The 19,541-nt window shown below is 38.5% G+C and carries 14 protein-coding genes and 1 CRISPR repeat array; of the genes, 11 read left to right on the top strand and 3 right to left on the bottom strand.

Annotated elements, in window-relative coordinates; translation table 11 throughout:
* Positions 1–25: 25 nt before the first annotated feature.
* The 3 genes from DWX23_RS19680 to DWX23_RS19670 all read right to left on the bottom strand — a co-directional run bounded on the left by DWX23_RS19680 (position 26) and on the right by DWX23_RS19670 (position 2,120).
* The gene (locus DWX23_RS19680) at positions 26–808 is read right to left on the bottom strand and encodes a hypothetical protein (RefSeq protein ID WP_122375715.1); all 783 of its coding nucleotides are present in this window, start codon (positions 806–808) and stop codon (positions 26–28) included.
* 208 nt (positions 809–1,016) lie between these two features.
* Complete coding sequence (locus DWX23_RS19675) at positions 1,017–1,607, bottom strand: hypothetical protein (protein ID WP_122375714.1); 591 nt, start codon at positions 1,605–1,607, stop codon at positions 1,017–1,019.
* Between the two features lie 6 nt (positions 1,608–1,613).
* A complete protein-coding gene (locus tag DWX23_RS19670; protein WP_122375713.1) occupies positions 1,614–2,120 on the bottom strand; it encodes an RNA polymerase sigma factor in 507 nt (168 codons plus the stop codon).
* A 103-nt stretch (positions 2,121–2,223) separates the two neighbouring features.
* Between DWX23_RS19670 and DWX23_RS19665 the strand changes: the two genes are divergently transcribed.
* The 11 genes from DWX23_RS19665 (at position 2,224) to cas2 (ending at position 16,838) form a co-directional block, all read left to right on the top strand.
* The gene (locus DWX23_RS19665; protein WP_122375712.1) at positions 2,224–2,802 is read left to right on the top strand and encodes a Crp/Fnr family transcriptional regulator; all 579 of its coding nucleotides are present in this window, start codon (positions 2,224–2,226) and stop codon (positions 2,800–2,802) included.
* Positions 2,803–2,871: 69 nt separating this feature from the next.
* Complete coding sequence (locus DWX23_RS19660) at positions 2,872–5,244, top strand: carboxypeptidase-like regulatory domain-containing protein (protein ID WP_122375711.1); 2,373 nt, start codon at positions 2,872–2,874, stop codon at positions 5,242–5,244.
* A 188-nt stretch (positions 5,245–5,432) separates the two neighbouring features.
* Complete coding sequence (clpB, locus tag DWX23_RS19655; protein ID WP_122375710.1) at positions 5,433–8,021, top strand: ATP-dependent chaperone ClpB; 2,589 nt, start codon at positions 5,433–5,435, stop codon at positions 8,019–8,021.
* A gap of 18 nt (positions 8,022–8,039) precedes the next feature.
* The gene (gene cas6 / locus DWX23_RS19650) at positions 8,040–8,921 is read left to right on the top strand and encodes a CRISPR-associated endoribonuclease Cas6 (RefSeq protein WP_233587693.1); all 882 of its coding nucleotides are present in this window, start codon (positions 8,040–8,042) and stop codon (positions 8,919–8,921) included.
* A 240-nt stretch (positions 8,922–9,161) separates the two neighbouring features.
* The gene (locus tag DWX23_RS19645; protein ID WP_147382556.1) at positions 9,162–10,955 is read left to right on the top strand and encodes a hypothetical protein; all 1,794 of its coding nucleotides are present in this window, start codon (positions 9,162–9,164) and stop codon (positions 10,953–10,955) included.
* Positions 10,956–10,968: 13 nt separating this feature from the next.
* Positions 10,969–11,922, top strand: a complete 954-nt coding sequence (gene cas7b / locus DWX23_RS19640; protein ID WP_122375708.1) for a type I-B CRISPR-associated protein Cas7/Csh2 — start codon at positions 10,969–10,971, stop codon at positions 11,920–11,922.
* 8 nt (positions 11,923–11,930) lie between these two features.
* Entirely contained in the window at positions 11,931–12,629 is a 699-nt protein-coding gene (gene cas5, locus DWX23_RS19635) for a CRISPR-associated protein Cas5 (RefSeq protein ID WP_122375707.1), read from the top strand.
* Positions 12,626–15,043 carry a CRISPR-associated helicase Cas3' gene (gene cas3, locus DWX23_RS19630; RefSeq protein WP_122375706.1) on the top strand — a complete coding sequence of 806 codons (2,418 nt, stop codon included), beginning with the start codon at positions 12,626–12,628 and terminating at the stop codon, positions 15,041–15,043. The genes cas5 and cas3 overlap by 4 nt, the downstream gene beginning before the upstream one ends.
* Positions 15,043–15,561: a CRISPR-associated protein Cas4 gene (gene cas4, locus DWX23_RS19625; RefSeq protein ID WP_122375705.1), complete on the top strand. Its 519-nt coding sequence runs from the start codon at positions 15,043–15,045 to the stop codon at positions 15,559–15,561. Before cas3 ends, cas4 begins: the two co-directional genes overlap by 1 nt.
* A complete protein-coding gene (cas1b, locus tag DWX23_RS19620) occupies positions 15,558–16,574 on the top strand; it encodes a type I-B CRISPR-associated endonuclease Cas1b (protein ID WP_122375704.1) in 1,017 nt (338 codons plus the stop codon). The genes cas4 and cas1b overlap by 4 nt, the downstream gene beginning before the upstream one ends.
* The gene (gene cas2 / locus DWX23_RS19615; RefSeq protein ID WP_122375703.1) at positions 16,575–16,838 is read left to right on the top strand and encodes a CRISPR-associated endonuclease Cas2; all 264 of its coding nucleotides are present in this window, start codon (positions 16,575–16,577) and stop codon (positions 16,836–16,838) included.
* Between the two features lie 223 nt (positions 16,839–17,061).
* Positions 17,062–19,413: a CRISPR direct-repeat array (repeat unit 29 nt; unit sequence CTATAAATAGAACCTGACGGAATTGAAAC).
* Positions 19,414–19,541 lie beyond the last annotated feature (128 nt).

Here is a 19,541-nt window from a genome sequence, read left to right as displayed (position 1 = left end):
TCATTTGTATTAAATATCGATGAATTTATGGCATCTGGCTCCACACACTATTCTCCGCATCTTCAATTGAAAATACATCTTTTTCTTCGTCGTAAGATAAAGTGAATTTATAATATGTATCGGGGGTTGTATAACGGTATGTATCTGGGAACAGATCATTACTCAGATTGGAGCGGTTTATTTTTGGAAGTAATTTAACAATATGGATCTTATCATCCATGGTAATGTAAAGCTCGGCATCTCTTTCTCCACAATATGAAAATACGATCGCTTTATAATGTTGTGGATTCGTTTTATATCTGAATGGTTGGATAGGTACTCGGCTTTTCACCATAACAGTTGTAGACTCGGGAACATTCTTCAATTCAAAATCCAGTAAACAATTGTTATGTACCAAAATATCAGAAAGATGTGTTGATACTTTTCCTGAATATAGGCAAGACAAACAATCGGCAGCTAATAATTTATCTTCGGTTGTTTGGTCAAAAATCTTTGTAGATGTAGTATCTGTGTAAGATATAAAATTAGCATAATAGTTTTGAGAAGCAAAGAGAATAATCGGGCCTAACCCCGGACTGATCCAATCTATGCCATCCTCATTTTCGATTATGTTGGGACCCCAAATATAGCAGGGAGTATCTTTAGGAATGGCTTTGAGCGTATTTTTGTCTATCGCATAATCATATATCGACTCATAATTTACTATCAGTACCCAATTCTTTCGGGCAGACAGGTCGATATTTGAAATAGCTTCGAATACTTCAATGGGAATATCTTCCTTTTCTATCTCCTTATCTTTTTCGCTCAATAGATATTTATTGCACGAGATACATCCTGATATACAAAGAATAGTAAATAATAAGTCGAATATGTTATTTCTTGTCATGCTGTTAATATGGTATATTAGACCCGATTTTACAAAGTGAAAACCTTGATGTACAAAGATATTCTTTTATTTCAGAAACGAACAGGATTATACATCGCTAATTCGAACACACAAATGGATTTGAGTTTGCCTATTCCTCTTCCATCTTCCGAATCTCTTCCATCTCCTTATTCAACCGTTTGAACTGTGCCGGTAAGACATATTTCAGATTTATGAATATGGAGGCAGCCATGATAGCCATGATAAGTAGTAACATGATAGCCCCTTCGGTAGTAGTAAACAGAGGCGCATTGATCATCAGGAAAATGCCGGCTATTCCCACCGGGCTGCAATAGTAATTCCTTTTCGTCACATTCAGTTTATATAACTCCAGTTCCCGTATAGTCTTTTTATTTTCAAGATATGAATCTGTTATATCCAGCTTTCTCAGATTCAGATAATATTTTATCAGTCCCCATGAAGCAAAGCAGGAAAAAGCCAGAAACAACACTATTCCAATATAGAAATTAACCATGTTATGGATATGAATGTGTGAAAATAATATAGTAAGTATAACTACCGGAAAAGGTATTCTGAACAACAAAAGTAACAGATTCTTTCTTTTCATCCGGTTTGTTTCTGCCGAAATCTTTTTCATCAGGGCTGTTCTATTCAGATGTACATTCGCTGCAATTTGCTGGTTTTCCTGTTTCCAGCTGTTTTTTATATTATCGAGTTCCATAACGATTCATTTATAGGGGTTCATTTGTTTTCTTAATTGCTCTTTTATCCGGTTCAAACGTGTACTGACGTTTGTCCTGGACAGACCGAGGATTTGAGAGATCTCTTCGTATGATTTATCATCCAGATACAATAGGATAATCGCCTTGTTCTGTTCCGATAAACTTTCGATGCACTGATAGAGTTGGCCGATTTCAGAGGAGTTGTCGGTCGGGACTTCGAGGATATCACTGCCGTCCGCTACCTTCAACTCATCGAAAAACAATACTTTGTTATTGTCCCGCTTTCGTTTGACATTCAACGCCACGTTGAGCGAGACGCGATAGATCCAGGTCGATATTTTGGAGTCGCCTTTAAACTTCGGGTACGACTTCCACAATTCGAGGATGATGTCATTGATCAGGTCTTTCCTGTCGTGCGTGGTATAAGCATACACCCGGGCGATCTTGATCAGTATGCTTATGTTCGATTCCAGCGAAGAAAGGAAGTCTGCTTCACCTTTTATCATATTCATTTCTCTTTTAGTTTGTATTGGATTAGTACCCCGGCGCGTGAAAAAGTCACAGTGCACGATCTTTTTTATTGTATGGCGAATATAATACTATATCTTTGTATGTATGATTGATTTGAAAGAGTTTGTGTCCCGCCTGAATATTTCTGAAGAGCTATCCGGTGTATTTATGGAAATGGGGGAGATCGTGAACCTTAAACGCAAGGAGTACTTTGTCCGTCAGGGAGAACCATGCCGGTACCTGGGTGCCGTATTGGACGGGCAATTTCGTTTCAGTCATTGTGATGCAGAGGGTGAGGAACGGACGATCGGCTTCAATACTAACGGCTTTGTAACAGAATATTATGCCTTGCTGAACCATGTCCCGGCCAGATATTCCATACAGACGATTTCTGAAGCTGTCGTTTACAGGTTGACTTATCAGCAGGTTATCGACTTTTACGAATATAGTATGGAAGGTCAGCGTTTCGGACGGCATATAGCCGAGCAACTATTCTTTCGTCGTGACGAACTGATCTTTTCCTTTCGTTGTGACACGCCGGAAGAACGTTACAAGAAATTACTGAAAGTTGCGGATCATTCCATGAATAAATTAACCCTGAAAGATGTAGCTTCATTGATCGGTGTAACTCCCGAAACTGTGAGCCGTATCCGAAGAAAACTATCGGATGAGGACGAGTCTTGACAATTATCAAGAACTTTCAAACGGAGACCATCTACCTTTGTCGCGGATTAATTAACGCGATAAACAAAGATGAACTATTTAAGACACCTTCTATTTGCAGGAGTTTTACTCCTGCTTTTACCCCTTGGCATTCAGGCACAACTTACTCAAACTGTCCGTGGACAAATCGTAGATATGGAAACCAAAGTTCCGTTGATCGGGGCTACCGTTATGTTAGCAGGTAGCAGTACAGGCGTTACAACCGATGCGGCAGGTAATTTCTCTCTCGGTAGTGTACCTGTCGGTCGAGTCAATCTTCAACTCTCTTATCTGGGATATGAACCATTACAACTTTCCGAACTGCAACTGACCAGTGGAAAAGAACTGGTCCTTGCTATCGAAATGAAAGAAAGCCGGCAGGCACTGAACGAAGTGGTAGTCATCGCCCACCGACGGAAAGACCTTCCCCAGAACGATATGGCTTCTGTCAGTGCACGTACCTTTTCGGTTGAAGAGGCAAGACGTTATGCCGGAGCAGTGGATGATCCGGCACGTATGGCAGCAAACTTTGCCGGAGTCACGACCGGAGCGGCGGAAACAAATGTTATTATTATCCGTGGAAACGCTCCTTCCGGGGTTTTGTGGAGGATGGAAGGGGTAGATATTCCTGTCCCGAGTCATTTCAATGGCGGTGATGACGTGCCAGGGGGAGGTGCATTTACGATGTTCAGTAGTTCCATGCTTGCTAATTCGGATTTTTATACCGGAGCATTTCCTGCAGAATATGGGAATGCCGTTGCCGGTGTGTTCGATATGAAGTTCCGTAACGGGAATGACAGGAAGCACGAATTTACGGCACAGTTGGGGATACAAGGTGCGGAGTTTGCGGCCGAAGGCCCTTTCAAGAGAGACTATGACGGCTCTTATCTATTTAATGTACGCGTATCCACGTTGGGTATTATCAAGTCTTTCATATCGGAAATGTCCGGTAAACAATCTATCCATTATGAAGATGTAGCTTTCAAGATCAACTTGCCTACACGACGTATGGGTACATTTTCCCTATGGGGCATCGGAGGAAACTCGCAGTCGGAAAGAGAAGCGGAAGACGATCCGGCTGAATGGACGACGCCTCCGGTAAGTACGGATATGAAAATGGCCTACCGGGCCGGTGCAGCCGGTATTTCATACAAGCAGTCGTTCAACTCTTCCCTGTATCTGTCCACCACGCTTGCGGCTACTTTGTCGGATACGGATTTCGAATTCGGCAGGCGCAGAGTTGAGCAACCGACTACTTCCATTCCCGATATCGATAATTTGAACCGTAGCTATAAACTATCGTTGTCTTCCCGGCTCAATCATCGTCATTCCTCCCGTTGGCACAGTCGTTACGGCATCCGTTGGGATCAATTATTCGATAAGATCGATTACCGGAAATCGGATGATGAAAGGATCATGCAAGCCGTTGCTAATAAACACTGTAATACCCAGTTGTTGCAAGCCTATGCACAAACCAAATATGCTTTCAACCGCTCTTTCTCGCTGACCGGTGGTCTCAATACAACCTTATTTGCACTGAACGGAGATTTTGCTATTGAACCGCGTCTTTCCGTTGAATGGACTCTCAGCAGCCATCATTCCCTTATGTTGGGTACGGGACTTCATTCGCAGATAGCACCTCTCTATTTCTATTTTATGGAAGTTCCGGCGGCAGACGGAGGTATTACTACACCCAATACAGACCTGAAGATGACACGTTCCTTACATAATGTATTGAGTTATAACTGGGCTATCTCTCCGCTTCTAAGGCTGAAAGTCGAACCTTATTTTCAATATTTGTATAATGTCCCGGTGTTGCAGGGCGGAACATTTTCTACCATTAACCTCACCGTGCAGCCCCCTTTGTTCTATCAGCCTTTCGTGAACACGGGTAAAGGCATGAATGTCGGTATTGATTTTACCCTGGAGCGTTTCCTGCAATCGGGATACTATTATATGGTGACCTTCTCGCTTTTCGACTCCCGTTATAAAGATGATAAGGGCGATTGGCATAATACGCTGTTCAATACGCGGTATGTTGCAAATATCCTGGGAGGAAAAGAATTTACTTTCCGCCGGAAGAACGGCTTAAATAGAGTCTTGGGACTGAATGCCCGTATCGCCCTTTCGGGTTACCGTCCAACTTCTCCGGTCGATCTGAAAGCGACATTGGAGCAGCAAGATATTGTGTATGACGAGTCTACGCCGTTTATCCATCGTCGCAAAGGTATCAGCCCCGTATCGGATATCTCCCTGACTTACCGGGTGAATTATCGAAGATGCTCCGGAACCGTTGCTATCCAGGTGAAAAACCTAATAGGAAAACAATATATGGGACAGTCATACAACCAGGCAACACAGCAGATAGAGGATTTTTATTTCAACAGTATGATTCCTTTTATCAGTTATAAGATGGAATTCTGAATGGGCTAATCCGGAGTAATCCTGCTTTTGCGCAAACCTTTTTTGCTTTCTTGTTGTTTTCTTACCGAAAGTGCAAAATGTGTAGTAATAATACTGACAAAATGACTTATTTTCGTTATGGTATTTATTTTGTAGAGTTATCAGTGAAAGTTAAAAATAAAGAAGATAACAAGAAAGTAATATAAGGTATGAATTTAAACAATTTTACAATTAAATCACAAGAGGCTGTTCAGCAGGCGGTGCAGTTGGTTCAGAAGAATAACCAACAGGTGATCGAACCTGTTCATTTGCTGAAGGCTGTCATTATGACGGGTGAAAGCATTACAAACTTTCTCTTCCAGAAACTGGGTGTCAATATCCAGAATCTGAACATGGTGCTGGATCGTCAGATAGAATCCTATCCGAAAGTATCCGGTGGCGAACCTTACCTGTCGAGCGAATCGAATGCCGTTTTGCAGAAAGCAATCGATTATTCCGGTAAGATGGGTGACCAGTATGTTTCTCTGGAACATATCATTCTCGCTTTGTTTACCGTAAAAAGTACGGCTTCGCAGATCTTGAAAGATGCCGGTGTTACGGAAAAAGAACTGGAGAAAGCGATCGAGGAATTGCGTAAGGGAAATAAAGTAACGAGCCAGTCGGCAGAAGACACATACGACTCTCTGAATAAATACGCCATCAATCTGAACGAACGTGCCCGTAGCGGCAAGCTCGACCCGGTGATCGGTCGTGATGACGAGATCCGTCGTGTGCTTCAGATCCTGAGCCGTCGTACAAAGAATAACCCGATCCTGATCGGTGAGCCGGGTGTCGGTAAAACAGCTATCGCCGAAGGCTTGGCACACCGTATCGTTCGTGGTGACGTTCCGGAGAATCTGAAATCAAAACAGATCTTCTCCCTGGATATGGGTGCATTGATTGCCGGTGCCAAATATAAAGGAGAATTTGAGGAACGGTTGAAATCCGTAGTCAACGAGGTGACCAAGTCGGAAGGCGAGATCATCCTTTTCATCGATGAGATCCATACATTGGTAGGAGCCGGTAAGAGCGACGGGGCTATGGATGCCGCCAATATCCTGAAACCGGCGTTGGCACGTGGTGAATTGCGTTCTATCGGTGCAACGACACTGGATGAATATCAGAAATATTTTGAAAAAGATAAAGCGCTGGAACGTCGTTTTCAGGTTGTGATGGTCGAAGAACCGGATGAACTGGATACTATTTCGATTCTGCGTGGTCTGAAAGAGAAGTACGAAAACCATCATAAGGTACGTATCAAAGACGATGCCATTATTGCTGCCGTCCAGCTTTCGACACGGTACATTACCGACCGTTTCCTGCCGGATAAGGCGATCGACCTGATGGATGAGGCTGCTGCCCGTCTGCGTTTGCAGGTGGATTCGGTACCCGAATCATTGGACGAAGTTTCCCGCCGTATTAAACAGCTGGAGATCGAACGCGAAGCCATCAAACGTGAAAACGATAAGACGAAACTGGAGCAGTTGAACAAGGAAATCGCCAACCTCAAAGAAGAAGAAAAGAAACAGAAAGCCCAGTGGGAAAGCGAAAAGGAACAGATCAACAAGATCCAGCAGAATAAGATCGACATCGAGAACCTGAAGTTTGAAGCCGATAAGGCAGAACGTGAAGGCGATTACGGCAAAGTAGCTGAGATCCGTTACGGCAAACTGCAGGCGAAAGAAGAAGAGATCAAGGAAATACAGGCCAAGCTGCACACTATGCAGGGTGCTGCCGCCATGATCAAAGAGGAAGTCGACAGCGAAGACATTGCCGATGTGGTATCCCGTTGGACCGGTATTCCCGTCAACAAGATGATGCAGAGCGAACGCGACAAACTACTCCGCTTGGAAGACGAATTGCATACCCGTGTGATCGGTCAGGAAGAGGCTATTACAGCCATTGCGGATGCGGTGCGTCGTAGCCGTGCCGGATTGCAGGATCCGAAACGTCCGATCGGTTCGTTCATCTTCCTCGGTACGACTGGTGTGGGTAAGACCGAGCTTGCCAAAGCGTTGGCTGAATACCTGTTTGACGATGAGAACAGCATGACCCGTATTGATATGAGTGAGTATCAAGAGAAATTCAGTGCGACTCGTCTGATCGGTGCACCTCCGGGATATGTCGGTTACGATGAAGGTGGCCAGTTGACGGAAGCAATCCGCCGTAAACCTTATTCTGTCGTCCTGTTCGACGAGATCGAAAAGGCGCATCCGGACGTATTCAATATCCTGTTGCAGGTATTGGACGACGGTCGTTTGACGGATAACAAGGGACGCGTCGTGAACTTCAAGAACTCGATCATCATCATGACCAGCAATATGGGTTCATCCCTGATTCGTGAAAGCTTCGAGAAGATCACGCCCGACAACCGCGAAAAAGTGATCGATGAAACCCGTATACAGGTACTGGAATTACTGAAGAAATCCATTCGTCCGGAATTTCTGAACCGTATCGACGAGATCATCATGTTCACTCCGCTGAATGAGGAAGAGATCCGTAAGATCGTTACCTTGCAGTTGAACAGTGTGAAGAAGATGCTGGCTAACAATGGTGTTGCCTTGAATTTTACGGATGCTGCCGTCGATTTTATCTCGGATGCAGGTTACGATTCCCAGTTCGGTGCCCGTCCGGTGAAACGTGCTATCCAAAAATATGTCCTTAACGAACTGTCGAAGGAGATACTGGGTATGAAGATCGATAAGAACCGTCCGATCATTATCGATCGGGAAGGGGATGGACTGGTATTTAAGAATTAAATATAATTCTATTTGAATATGAAAAGGCTCTGGTTCTTTATAGAACTGGAGCCTTTGTGTTTATTAACATATACGATTTGGGATATCGAGTATGTTAATTACTTAGCTTTACAGTCAAAAGAAAACGCAATGAGATTTAAAATAGTATTACAAGTTGACAAGAAATACGGGAATCGTTTGCCTTTTAATTATCAGTATGAGCAGATGGCGGTTATCTACAAAATTCTTTCGTTGTCGAATGAATCTTATGCAAACTGGTTACATGATAATGGGTTTGAACTGGAGGGAAAACAATTCAAGCTATTCACATATTCATCTTTGATTATACCGTCTCTAGGGTTGGATAAGGAGCATGGGTGTTTGTATATAAACAGCGATACAGTAGAATGGTATATATCTTTCCTTCCCGAAAAATCAACACGGCAATTTATTCAAGGTATTTTTATGGAACAAACATTTCAATTGGGTAATAGGCAGAACGTTGTTCAATTCAAGGTACAGAGTGTAGAGATGTTACCTGCTTTGAACTGCGAAGAGGAAGCTGAGTTTAAGACATTATCACCCATGTGCATTTCCCGTCGAGAGGAAAATGGTAAAACGGTATATCTTTCTCCTGCTGATCCTTATGCGAAAGGTGCTATTCTAGTGAGTTTGCTTAATCGGTATGTGGCTTATTATGGAAAACCTTATCAAGGAAAGTTAGATTATGACTTTATTGTATTAGATAAACCTAGGTCAAAATTAATAACTATAAAAGCTGGAACACCTCAACAAACGAGAGTAAAGGGTTATCTTTGTAATTTTAGGATGAAAGCTCCAAAAGAGTTAATGAATATAATGTATGAGTCAGGAATTGCTGAAAAAGGTAGCTCTGGTTTTGGAATGGTTGAAATAAAATAAAAAACCTCACTTTATCTTTTAGACAAAGTGAGGTAAAAACCTTGAGGTTCGATTAGTAGTTAAAATAAACACATTTGAAATTAACTAAATTTCAATTCCTTTTGGTTTTTGATGCATCTTTTCGACTATTGGGACAAAGATAGTTTACTTGGTGCATTCTATTCTATTTCGGGGGCAAAGATATATAAAACATTTCATTTTAAAATTACTAATGCGTTAATATTTTTATGTAATCATATTATGAGCTTAGATACAGTAATAAAAATAGGTCAATTCTATCGTAAAACCAAAAAAGCGTGGAAATACCATGATCAGATAAATTGGGCGATAAATGACGTAAAAGCGTTAGAAAAGAAGAAAGATAAAGAAGGAAATACCATTACTACCACATTCTATGAAGTGAATGTTGTTGATGATGGGGATCGTTTTTCTTTTGACTTCGATTCTATGTCACGTATTATAGACGAAGATAAGATCAAGTCTATTTATTATCTAAATTTCAAGACATCGAAAAAAGATTCTTCCAAGCGTTACTTGTTAGGAGATTTGGTATATTCTTGTTATGAAGATAAAAAGGGGATGCTGGTAGAAGGCGGAAATTATAGGATGTATGGAACATGGGCTGATAAAGAAAAAAATGGAATTGTAGAAAAGAAATCTTCTTTTTGGTTGAGCGAAGATGCTGCAAGCCGTATGGATAATCCATTTATTCAAAAGTTTCGTTCCGAATTCAGGAGAAAGGCTGAATATATTGAGCAATTTCTTAAAAATCAGACCTCTGTTGTGCTACACTTTAACTTCGAAGGGAAAAGCTGGCAAGATATGGATGGTATAGTTGATAATATAGATGTTATTCTGACGGAAAGTCTTGTAAAACGCCTTCCGGATACTGATAAGGTTATGTTGGATAAGTATCTATATAAAACATTGGGTGGTGTTACTCCCGGATTTGGAGAAACAGGATATAAGAATCGTTTGTTTACGCGTGATGATATCATCAGTTTAATGTATGCGGGAAATGCAGCAGAGAAGCCACTGATGCGTATAGGAGGAATAGGTATAATAGCTTTGCCTCATTCAGAGCAGCTGACATCAGATATGGTTGTTTGTTTTTTTGAACGGGATAAAAACACATTGGAGCAGGAAGATAAGCAAGAAGCCGATATGACATTTGTGGATGAGGAAGATTCATGTGATTCATCCTTTGGAGGTTTATTGAGAAACGATTTTGATGACTCTGTTAAATTTGATATCATTTTTACAAATGTTCCGGCTTCTCCGGCTGGTGTTTTTTCAGACTTGATAGAATTTTCAGATGTACAGAAATCTCTATTAAGAAGGGTTCATAAACGGATTGTTGAATGTAGACTGGAAGTTGAGGAAATGGCTTATGCTGAATTTCCTAATGCTAAGGGTTTTAAATATCATATCCGTAACTCTTTTCAGAATTTATTGGGTGATGTGACGAAAGATAAGAAAAAGTTCCAGTCCCATATCTTGAAAGCTTTGCCTCAGATTTATACGGATACTTATTATGAAGATCCTATTTTGCTACCTGCATTTTTGGAAAAGGTAGAATATAATATCCGAAACGATAATACAAATTTTAATCTACTGAAATATGATTTTTATTTTCTAATGAAAATACAAAAAAAGAATACGCTTATGACGATTAAAGATTCAAAAAGTTATGCTTTAGGTAAACAACTAGGTATAATGGCTCAACAGTTTGCGTCATGGAAGAAAGATTGTCCGATTAAATCATTTGAGAAATCTTATGTAGGGAATCTTTCCCGGAGAACAGCTTCGTTGGACGAGTTGGTAAAGTTTGCTGCTTTTCTTAATGAAAAGTTGGTTATGCATGGTTTGACTAAAAAGTGGGTAAAAGAAGCCTATATGGAGTTTGCTGATATCGTTAAAGATTTTGGCGGAGAGAAGTATAGCAAATATAATTGCTCACTTGGTTTTTTTGAAAGTTATTACGATTCGAGAAAACCTATTGAGGAAAAAGAAGAAATAACGGATGCTAATTAAATTATGAATATAAATGGAAAATCAACAGGAAAAATCAGAAATTCTTTTTTGGTACGATAGTACTTATTCAATACCTAATGGTGACCCTTTTACAGGGGAACAACGTTATGATGATGAAACAAAACGTATTTTAGTAAGTGACGTTCGTATTAAGCGTTTTATCCGGGATTATTTTATTCAACAGAATGAAATAGAGAAAGATAAATATGATATATATGTTTTCAATGATAAGTCACAGATTGCAGAAGGTAGTAAAGAATCAGGTTCTTCTGCCAGGATGAAATCTCTGAGAGTAAAATATAAATGTGAAAAATTAGATAAGAAGAAACCGGAAGAGGAAGCACTGAATTTAATAAAACATTGTATCGATGTTCGTTTATTCGGTGGGATCTCCACTGAAAAAGATGCAGCTGTAAATATTACAGGTCCGGTACAATTTGCTCTTCTTAATCCATCTATGAATAAGATTGATTTGCGTATTCATCAAAATACGTCTGTTTTTTCATCCAGTGCAGATAAATCGGGGGGAGCAATTGGTACGACAACAGTAGTGCCTTATGCTCTTAATCAGATTCACGGTTGGATTAATCCTTATTCGGCAAAGAATAGTGGACTGACTACTGAAGATGTACAGGAAATGTTTAAAGCACTTTGGAACAGTATAAATAATGCAAATACCCGAAGTAAATCCAATCAGAATTCAGTGCTGTTGCTTCAGATTGTTTATCATACTCCGAATGATAAATTGTATGGTGTCGATAAATTAGTAACGATAACATCCGAGAAAGAAGAAGAGCAAATACGTGGAATGGCTGATTTTCAGTTTGATTTTAATGGGTTAAAAGCCGTGGTAGATTCCCCAAAAGTGAAAGAAGTACGCTTCTATACGGAAATAGAGTCTATAAAAAATGCACTTCTTGCTTTGGGAAATGAGAAAATCAAGTCAATCGATATATTTACAAAATAATCTGGGGTATGAAAGGTGTTCGATTAAATATAAAAGGAAATTGGGCACAGTTTCGACGATCTGAGACCAATAATAATCCGCTCTCTCATGATTTGATAACAAAGACGGCACTCGTTGGTATGATCGGAGCTGTGCTTGGTAAGAATCGGGAGGAAATGAGATGCCTGTTCCCTATTTTGTGTGATGACTTGAAATATGGGGTACAGGTAAAGAATGAGGTAAAGAAGCAATCATGGGGGTTTACTTTTCGAAGTGCAACAAATGATTGGGATAAAGTACCGAAGCAGATGGAGTTTCTTCGTAATCCTGAGTATGAAGTTATACTTTGCCTTGTTAATCAGCGTTCGGAAGCTTTATTTACATCATTTGTCGATTATTGCAAGGAGGGAAAAGCTTGTTATAATCCTGTGTTAGGATTACACAATTGTCCTGCAGAAATCCGATGGGAGGAAGACGGTGAAATTGAATGTGTGGCCGATGGTGTGTTTTCTACAAAAGGGTTTGTTACAAGCAAACATATTCCGGAGGGATTGGAAACGAATACGTTACGTATAGGTTTTGACCGGATACCCTGTTTTCAGAATAATGATTTCTGGAACTTACCTGAAGGTTATGTCTCAATCGTTTATCCATCTGCCGGTCATTCGATTAAGGTACGAGGTGAACATTATTTGTTTAATGGAGAAACACAGTGGTGTCTGATATGAATTATTGGTCGCATATAGACAAGCTATTAGAAGTTCATATTTGCGGGGTTATTGAAAAATCCCGCAAATATACTTCTTTATCGATCACTGAAGCGGCTGCTCTTTTTCATGATTTTGGAAAGATAAATCCTAATTTTCAGAAAAAACTAGCAGGTGTTAATGGCGGGAGATATTCAAATCATTCTTATTTATCTGTATTTGCATTTGTTTATTTTGCAAAGACAAATGGGGAAGCCTGCCGACAGTTGCTTAAGGCTGAAAATACTTCTGACTATAAGATTAAGTTTCGGCAGGTAATCGCATTGATAGCCCATCATCATGGAGATTTACCTAATTTTGTAGATTTATTGAATTTGGAAGAAATAACTAATGCGGCTATGTTTGTCGAAAAGAATGAGTTGCCGTTTTCTTCCTTTCTGTCCAAGCAATTGTCAATCAAACATAACCTGTTTTCAATAGATTATGATGAATTTGACTTTCAAAATTCTAGTAGGTTCGTAAAACATCTACACTTGAAATTTTGGCGTGTAAATGCTTTGCAGTATTTTATGGATACCCAATTCGGATTTGCATCGTTAATACATGCAGATAAAAGAGATGCCGGAAATAATGTTTGGTATCAATTTGAGGATCGGATTCCACAGGCTATCGAAGATATGGATTTGGCGTTAGCTCGGAAATTTCAACTGTTTGATCAAGGGCCAGTTTCATCTGATTTAAATCGTTTGAGAACGGCCATTCGGGTAGAGGCTACAAAGAATATTTCTCGCCATTTATTATCATCCGGGAGAGTATTCACTATAACAGCTCCAACTGGTGCGGGAAAAACTTATACGTTATTATCTGTTGCTAAAGAAATACAACGTCAAAAAGGACCGTTGGGTATCATATATGCTTTACCTTTCCTCTCTATCACCGAACAAGTTCAACGGATATTGGATGAAGATGGTATTGATTATTTGCCAGTGAATTCGAAAGTAAATAATCAAGAATTGGTTACAGCCTTGGAGCTGTATGAGGTAAATCCGACTTTAGAAAATTTGCAAAAGATACTTCAACAAGATTTTGCTGAACATTCATTTGACCATCCTTTTATTATAACAACCTTTGTTCAATTTTTTGAAACCCTGGTAAGTAATAAGAATGCAACGCTATTGAAATTACCTAATTTCTCAAATCGAATATTCCTCATAGATGAGTTGCAAGCATTGCCTCCACGTCTATATATCTTTTTTTCTGCATGGCTGGAAGCTTTTTGCCGTAAAAATAATTCGTATGTTATATTGTCTACCGCGACTATGCCCAAATTAGATTTTCCGGTAAAGGATTATACCGATGAATCGGTTGACCCATATCTGTTGTTTAAAGAATATTCTGATAATCAGCCAATAGAATTGATAACTCCTGAAAGATATTTCTCGGATAAAACGTTTAATCGGTATAAAATACATTTGGTAGATAATGACAAATTTATGCTACAGGATTTGGTTGACCATGTTTTGAGTCAGACTAAATCTTGTCTGGTGATTTTGAATACTATCGGTGATACAAAGGAGCTATATGAGAAACTGGAAGAATTATCTCATGTCATCCTACTAAATACTCACTTTACCCCTTCTGATCGGAGTGAAAAAATAAAAATGGCAAAAGCCTTTTTGAATGCGAATGAAAAGGTTATTTTGATATCTACTCAATTGATCGAGGCTGGTGTTGATATTGATTTTCCTGTAGTATATCGGGATTTATGTCCGTTGCCAAGTCTTATTCAAAGTGCCGGAAGATGTAATAGGAATAATACTTTTCCGGAAATGGGAGATGTTTATTTCTTCCAATTAAAAAAGGAACAAGGAAAAGCTAGTTCAGAAGTAATCTACAAAGGAGAGGCTGCAGAGTTTCTTCGTTTTTGTAAGGAATATATTACTGATGGGATAGAAGAAAATAAATTATATGCTGTCCAGTCTGATTTCTTTTCTTCTATTCGGGATTCTCTTTCTATAGGTGATTTTAAGAAGGGAAACAAATCAATAAATATGATTGAATGTGTCAATAATGCTGAGTTTGAACGTTTGGGAGAGTTTCAATTAATAGATAATGATCTGTTTGGTGAACAGTATAAATATTATATTCCAAAAGATGAAAATGATTTTAGTTGTGAAGAGTTGGCCGACTTAGTGATACAGTCTTTAAGTACAACAGGATTTGAAGAGAGTAGAAAAGTTCGGATAGAAATTAATAATAGACTTAAGGAGTTAAGTGATAGGATAATAAATGTGCGTTTGAATTTGAAGAAAGATCAAGTGGCTCCTGCTTATCGAAATGAAAAAACTTATTTTGATATACGCGTCTTATCTGATTTGAATAATTATTCATTTGAAAAAGGTTTAGAGTTAGGAACAAATAACTTATTACTATAATGCGGCATGTAACAGGTACATTGATTTCTTATTATTTCTATTGTAAACGTAGAATGTGGCTTCATGCCAATGATATTCGTTTTGAAGATACTTCGGATGATGTGGCTATGGGGCGTCTTATTGAAGATTCTACTTATTTACAACGTGACAGTAACTATGAACAAGTAGAATTGGATGGCATTAAGATTGATTTTTATGATCATAAGAATCGGGTTATACATGAAACTAAAAAATCTCCTAAATTTGAGCAAACACATATTTGGCAGTTGAAATACTATATGTATGTTTTACTGAAAAATGGAATGGAGGGTGTGACAGGTATTTTGGAATATCCGACAGAGCGTAAGACACATAAAATAGAACTTAGTTCAGATGATGTGGTTGAAATAGATCGGATGGTATCAGAAATCAAGAGATTTATTCAGTCTGAGGATTGTCCGTCACTTATAAAAAGTGTTCGATGTAAAAATTGTAGTTATTATGAATTTTGTTATATTACGGAGGAGGATGAAATATGAAGAAAACTTATTATTTATTTAATCCGGGTAAACTCAGTAGAAAAGATAATACTTTGAAGTTTGTTCCTGTAACAGAAGATGAAAATGGTCTTGAACACGATGGGCAACCCCGATTTATACCTATAGAAGGTGTCAGTGAGTTTTTTGTTTTCGGATCATTGGTCGCAAATAGTGCTTTGTTTAATTTTTTAGGACAAAATGATATCGCTGTACACTTTTTTGATTATTATGAAAATTATACCGGATCTTTTATGCCTAAAGATTATTTGCTGTCCGGTAAAATGTTATTAGCTCAAACGTCTAATTATGAAAATTGTTCTAAACGTTTGGTTGTGGCACAAAAATTCATTGAGGGAGCATCATATAATATGATAAAGAATCTTCAATATTATAATCGTAGGGGGAAAGATATGGAGCCCATGATTGAACAGATGAAAAGTTATGCTTCTAAATTGGACCAAGCTCAGAGTGTGCAGGAGGTGATGGGATTAGAGGGTAATATCCGTCAGGTTTATTATGAGTCGTTTAATTTGATATTGAATGATTTTCAAATGAACGGGAGAAGCAAACAGCCACCTCAGAATGAGGTTAATGCTTTGATTTCATTTGGGAATATGATGTGTTATAGTTTTTGTCTGCGAGCTATTCATCAGACGCAACTGAATCCTACGATTAGTTATTTGCATACTCCGGGAGAGCGTCGTTATTCACTTGCCTTAGATTTAGCAGAGATATTTAAACCGATCATTGTAGATCGTACAATTTTTAAAGTTTTAAATAGAAAGGAACTTCAAAGCAAACATTTTAATACCTCATTAAATAAATGTATTTTAAATGAGGCAGGAAAAAAAGTTTTTGTTAAAGCGATTGAAGATCGTATGTCTGAAACAATTCAGCATCGTAGTCTTAAACGTAATGTCAGCTATAGGCATTTAGTAAAATTGGAATGTTATAAGCTTAGTAAGCATTTATTGGGAATGGAAGAATATAAACCTTTTAAAATGTGGTGGTAGATGTATATTATTCTTGTATATGATATGGGAGAGAAAAGAGTTGCAAAAATGCTTCGTCTTTGTCGAAAATATTTAAATTGGATTCAGAATTCTGTATTTGAAGGAGAATTGAGCGATGTTAAATTGAAAGAACTGAAGATTCAGGCTGGAGAAATAATGGATAAGAATGAGGATAGCTTAATTATTTTTTCAAATCGCTGGGATAAGTGGATGGATCGGGAAGTGATTGGAAAAGAGCGATCTAGTATTGATCAGTTTTTATGAAAGTTGTCAATGTCAGTTTTTATGAGTAAAAAGTGAGTATATAAAACTTCTCTGTGTTTCAAGACGTTCTTTGACATGCTGAAAATCAGATCAATAATATAAGTTGTCGATTCCCTGTTATTTTTATATAATTGGGGGTCGACAACTTTATTTACAAAAAAATGCCAGGTGGGTATCGTGAAAAGCCTTGTATTTTCGTTGATAATAGCTATTTTTGTAACGGCTATAAATAGAACCTGACGGAATTGAAACAAAGGCAGCCATCCGTGAATTGGTGAATGAGCTGCTATAAATAGAACCTGACGGAATTGAAACTTGTTATGGGTTGGTAAAAATCAAACTAGAATAGCCTATAAATAGAACCTGACGGAATTGAAACATAATCACCCATATCAATAAGCACATTCTTTTTCTCTATAAATAGAACCTGACGGAATTGAAACTTTGCAGCCGCTCAAACGTTGTTTCTTTTGAAATCATCTATAAATAGAACCTGACGGAATTGAAACTTTTAAGTATATCCGTTTCCAGATCAACGCTTAACTATAAATAGAACCTGACGGAATTGAAACCTAGCATCTGTTGACAATAATACCCATTCACCTACAAACTATAAATAGAACCTGACGGAATTGAAACAAATATGGCTAGTCCATGAGGCGCCATTGACTTTTCTATAAATAGAACCTGACGGAATTGAAACATTCTTAACAACAAGTCTTTTGATTGTCCTGTACACTATAAATAGAACCTGACGGAATTGAAACTAATTAAAGATTGCTCTTATATTGCGCAGATGGATTCTATAAATAGAACCTGACGGAATTGAAACTCATGTGGGAAATAGCAGGTTAGCTCTTTCCTCGTCTATAAATAGAACCTGACGGAATTGAAACATTAAGTTGCTGGGCATTGCGGATAAACCTGCTGCTATAAATAGAACCTGACGGAATTGAAACGAAACAGTGTCCTGATCGTCCCCTGCAAGTGGCTCACTATAAATAGAACCTGACGGAATTGAAACTTGAAGAAGAATGGAAGATCACAGCCCTGGATAACCTATAAATAGAACCTGACGGAATTGAAACAATGTAATACTTAATTCCGAACTACAAAACTTTTGTACCTATAAATAGAACCTGACGGAATTGAAACAGGATTAAACCTAATACGATTAATAATGCACCTAGCTATAAATAGAACCTGACGGAATTGAAACATAAATATGCAAGTACAACCTTTGCATCTTTGCCACTATAAATAGAACCTGACGGAATTGAAACCTGGAATAATCACTTTACCGGCTACCATCGTCGACTATAAATAGAACCTGACGGAATTGAAACGAACATGAGGTTGTAAAAGTGGCAGCCGATAAACGCTATAAATAGAACCTGACGGAATTGAAACCACTTTTGGTGCAGTCTGATTGGAAAAGATTTAGATGCTATAAATAGAACCTGACGGAATTGAAACTGACTCAAAGACAGCTTGCTAACGAGATAGGGGTTACTATAAATAGAACCTGACGGAATTGAAACTATATTTGTATCAAATAACAGAACAATGAGGATTGTCTATAAATAGAACCTGACGGAATTGAAACTTTGACTATAGCCGTAGGGTCGGAACTGTATCCAAAACTATAAATAGAACCTGACGGAATTGAAACTATCGTTTATGCAGTTTATGTTCGCTGACACAATGCTATAAATAGAACCTGACGGAATTGAAACGAACGAAGACCTTCAACAACAGATTAAAGCTGCCCCCTATAAATAGAACCTGACGGAATTGAAACAGGAACTATCAAATATGAAGGATTTTATTTTTTACCCTATAAATAGAACCTGACGGAATTGAAACGCGCATGGGACCTACCGAACGTTTGGTAAACGTTTTCCTATAAATAGAACCTGACGGAATTGAAACTGTTAAATCCTGGCTTGCATTACCGTCAGCGATCTCGCTATAAATAGAACCTGACGGAATTGAAACTAGTCTTCGGCAGACTGTTTGGTTTTCGCTGCAATCTATAAATAGAACCTGACGGAATTGAAACCTCAATATGTCCGGTTGGTTGTGGTGTAACCGTTGTACTATAAATAGAACCTGACGGAATTGAAACTGGGAAAGCGGCGCGGGGTAAGTTATCAGAAGCGTCTACTATAAATAGAACCTGACGGAATTGAAACATGACAGCTCCGATCATACCGGCATACTTTCCGATCAGCTATAAATAGAACCTGACGGAATTGAAACAATAATAAAAAAGATGTATGTAGATTGGTTGAAAACTATAAATAGAACCTGACGGAATTGAAACCAAAAGAGATAAACAGAAACTTCAAAATCAAGGTAATCTATAAATAGAACCTAACGGAATTGAAACAGTAGCTGACCTAGTAACAAACGGAAACTACGGTTTCTATAAATAGAACCTAACGGAATTGAAACAACCGTACAATTGCATGACGGTTCAAAATTGCAGCTCTATAAATAGAACCTAACGGAATACAGGGTATGGATTGATGTGTCAAAACGTCTATCTTCTATAAATTGTCTAGTCCTAAATAACCGTTACAGTTATTGGACAAAAATAATACATTTGGCAGGGGCTATCCGACTTTGGACAGCCCCTTTTTTTGTTTAGCCACGAGGTTATATGACTGGTAGCCGATAAAATCTGACAATGTGGATTTT

Source organism: Parabacteroides sp. AF18-52 (assembly GCF_003479145.1).
Classification (GTDB): Bacteria; Bacteroidota; Bacteroidia; order Bacteroidales; family Tannerellaceae; genus Parabacteroides; species Parabacteroides faecis.
The sequence above is the reverse complement of the archived record's forward strand: the minus strand, read 5'-3'. Positions and strand labels throughout refer to the sequence as shown.

What these genes read in the sequence shown, in the direction of transcription:
- DWX23_RS19675 (WP_122375714.1), bottom strand. Translation starts at nt 1,607, where the DNA reads ATGGAACTCGATAATATAAAAAACAGCTGGAAACAGGAAAACCAGCAA.
- DWX23_RS19670 (WP_122375713.1), bottom strand. Translation starts at nt 2,120, where the DNA reads ATGAATATGATAAAAGGTGAAGCAGACTTCCTTTCTTCGCTGGAATCG.
- DWX23_RS19665 (WP_122375712.1), top strand. Translation starts at nt 2,224, where the DNA reads ATGATTGATTTGAAAGAGTTTGTGTCCCGCCTGAATATTTCTGAAGAG.
- DWX23_RS19660 (WP_122375711.1), top strand. Translation starts at nt 2,872, where the DNA reads ATGAACTATTTAAGACACCTTCTATTTGCAGGAGTTTTACTCCTGCTT.
- clpB (WP_122375710.1), top strand. Translation starts at nt 5,433, where the DNA reads ATGAATTTAAACAATTTTACAATTAAATCACAAGAGGCTGTTCAGCAG.
- cas6 (WP_233587693.1), top strand. Translation starts at nt 8,040, where the DNA reads ATGAAAAGGCTCTGGTTCTTTATAGAACTGGAGCCTTTGTGTTTATTA.
- DWX23_RS19645 (WP_147382556.1), top strand. Translation starts at nt 9,162, where the DNA reads ATGAGCTTAGATACAGTAATAAAAATAGGTCAATTCTATCGTAAAACC.
- cas7b (WP_122375708.1), top strand. Translation starts at nt 10,969, where the DNA reads ATGGAAAATCAACAGGAAAAATCAGAAATTCTTTTTTGGTACGATAGT.
- cas5 (WP_122375707.1), top strand. Translation starts at nt 11,931, where the DNA reads ATGAAAGGTGTTCGATTAAATATAAAAGGAAATTGGGCACAGTTTCGA.
- cas3 (WP_122375706.1), top strand. Translation starts at nt 12,626, where the DNA reads ATGAATTATTGGTCGCATATAGACAAGCTATTAGAAGTTCATATTTGC.
- cas4 (WP_122375705.1), top strand. Translation starts at nt 15,043, where the DNA reads ATGCGGCATGTAACAGGTACATTGATTTCTTATTATTTCTATTGTAAA.
- cas1b (WP_122375704.1), top strand. Translation starts at nt 15,558, where the DNA reads ATGAAGAAAACTTATTATTTATTTAATCCGGGTAAACTCAGTAGAAAA.
- cas2 (WP_122375703.1), top strand. Translation starts at nt 16,575, where the DNA reads ATGTATATTATTCTTGTATATGATATGGGAGAGAAAAGAGTTGCAAAA.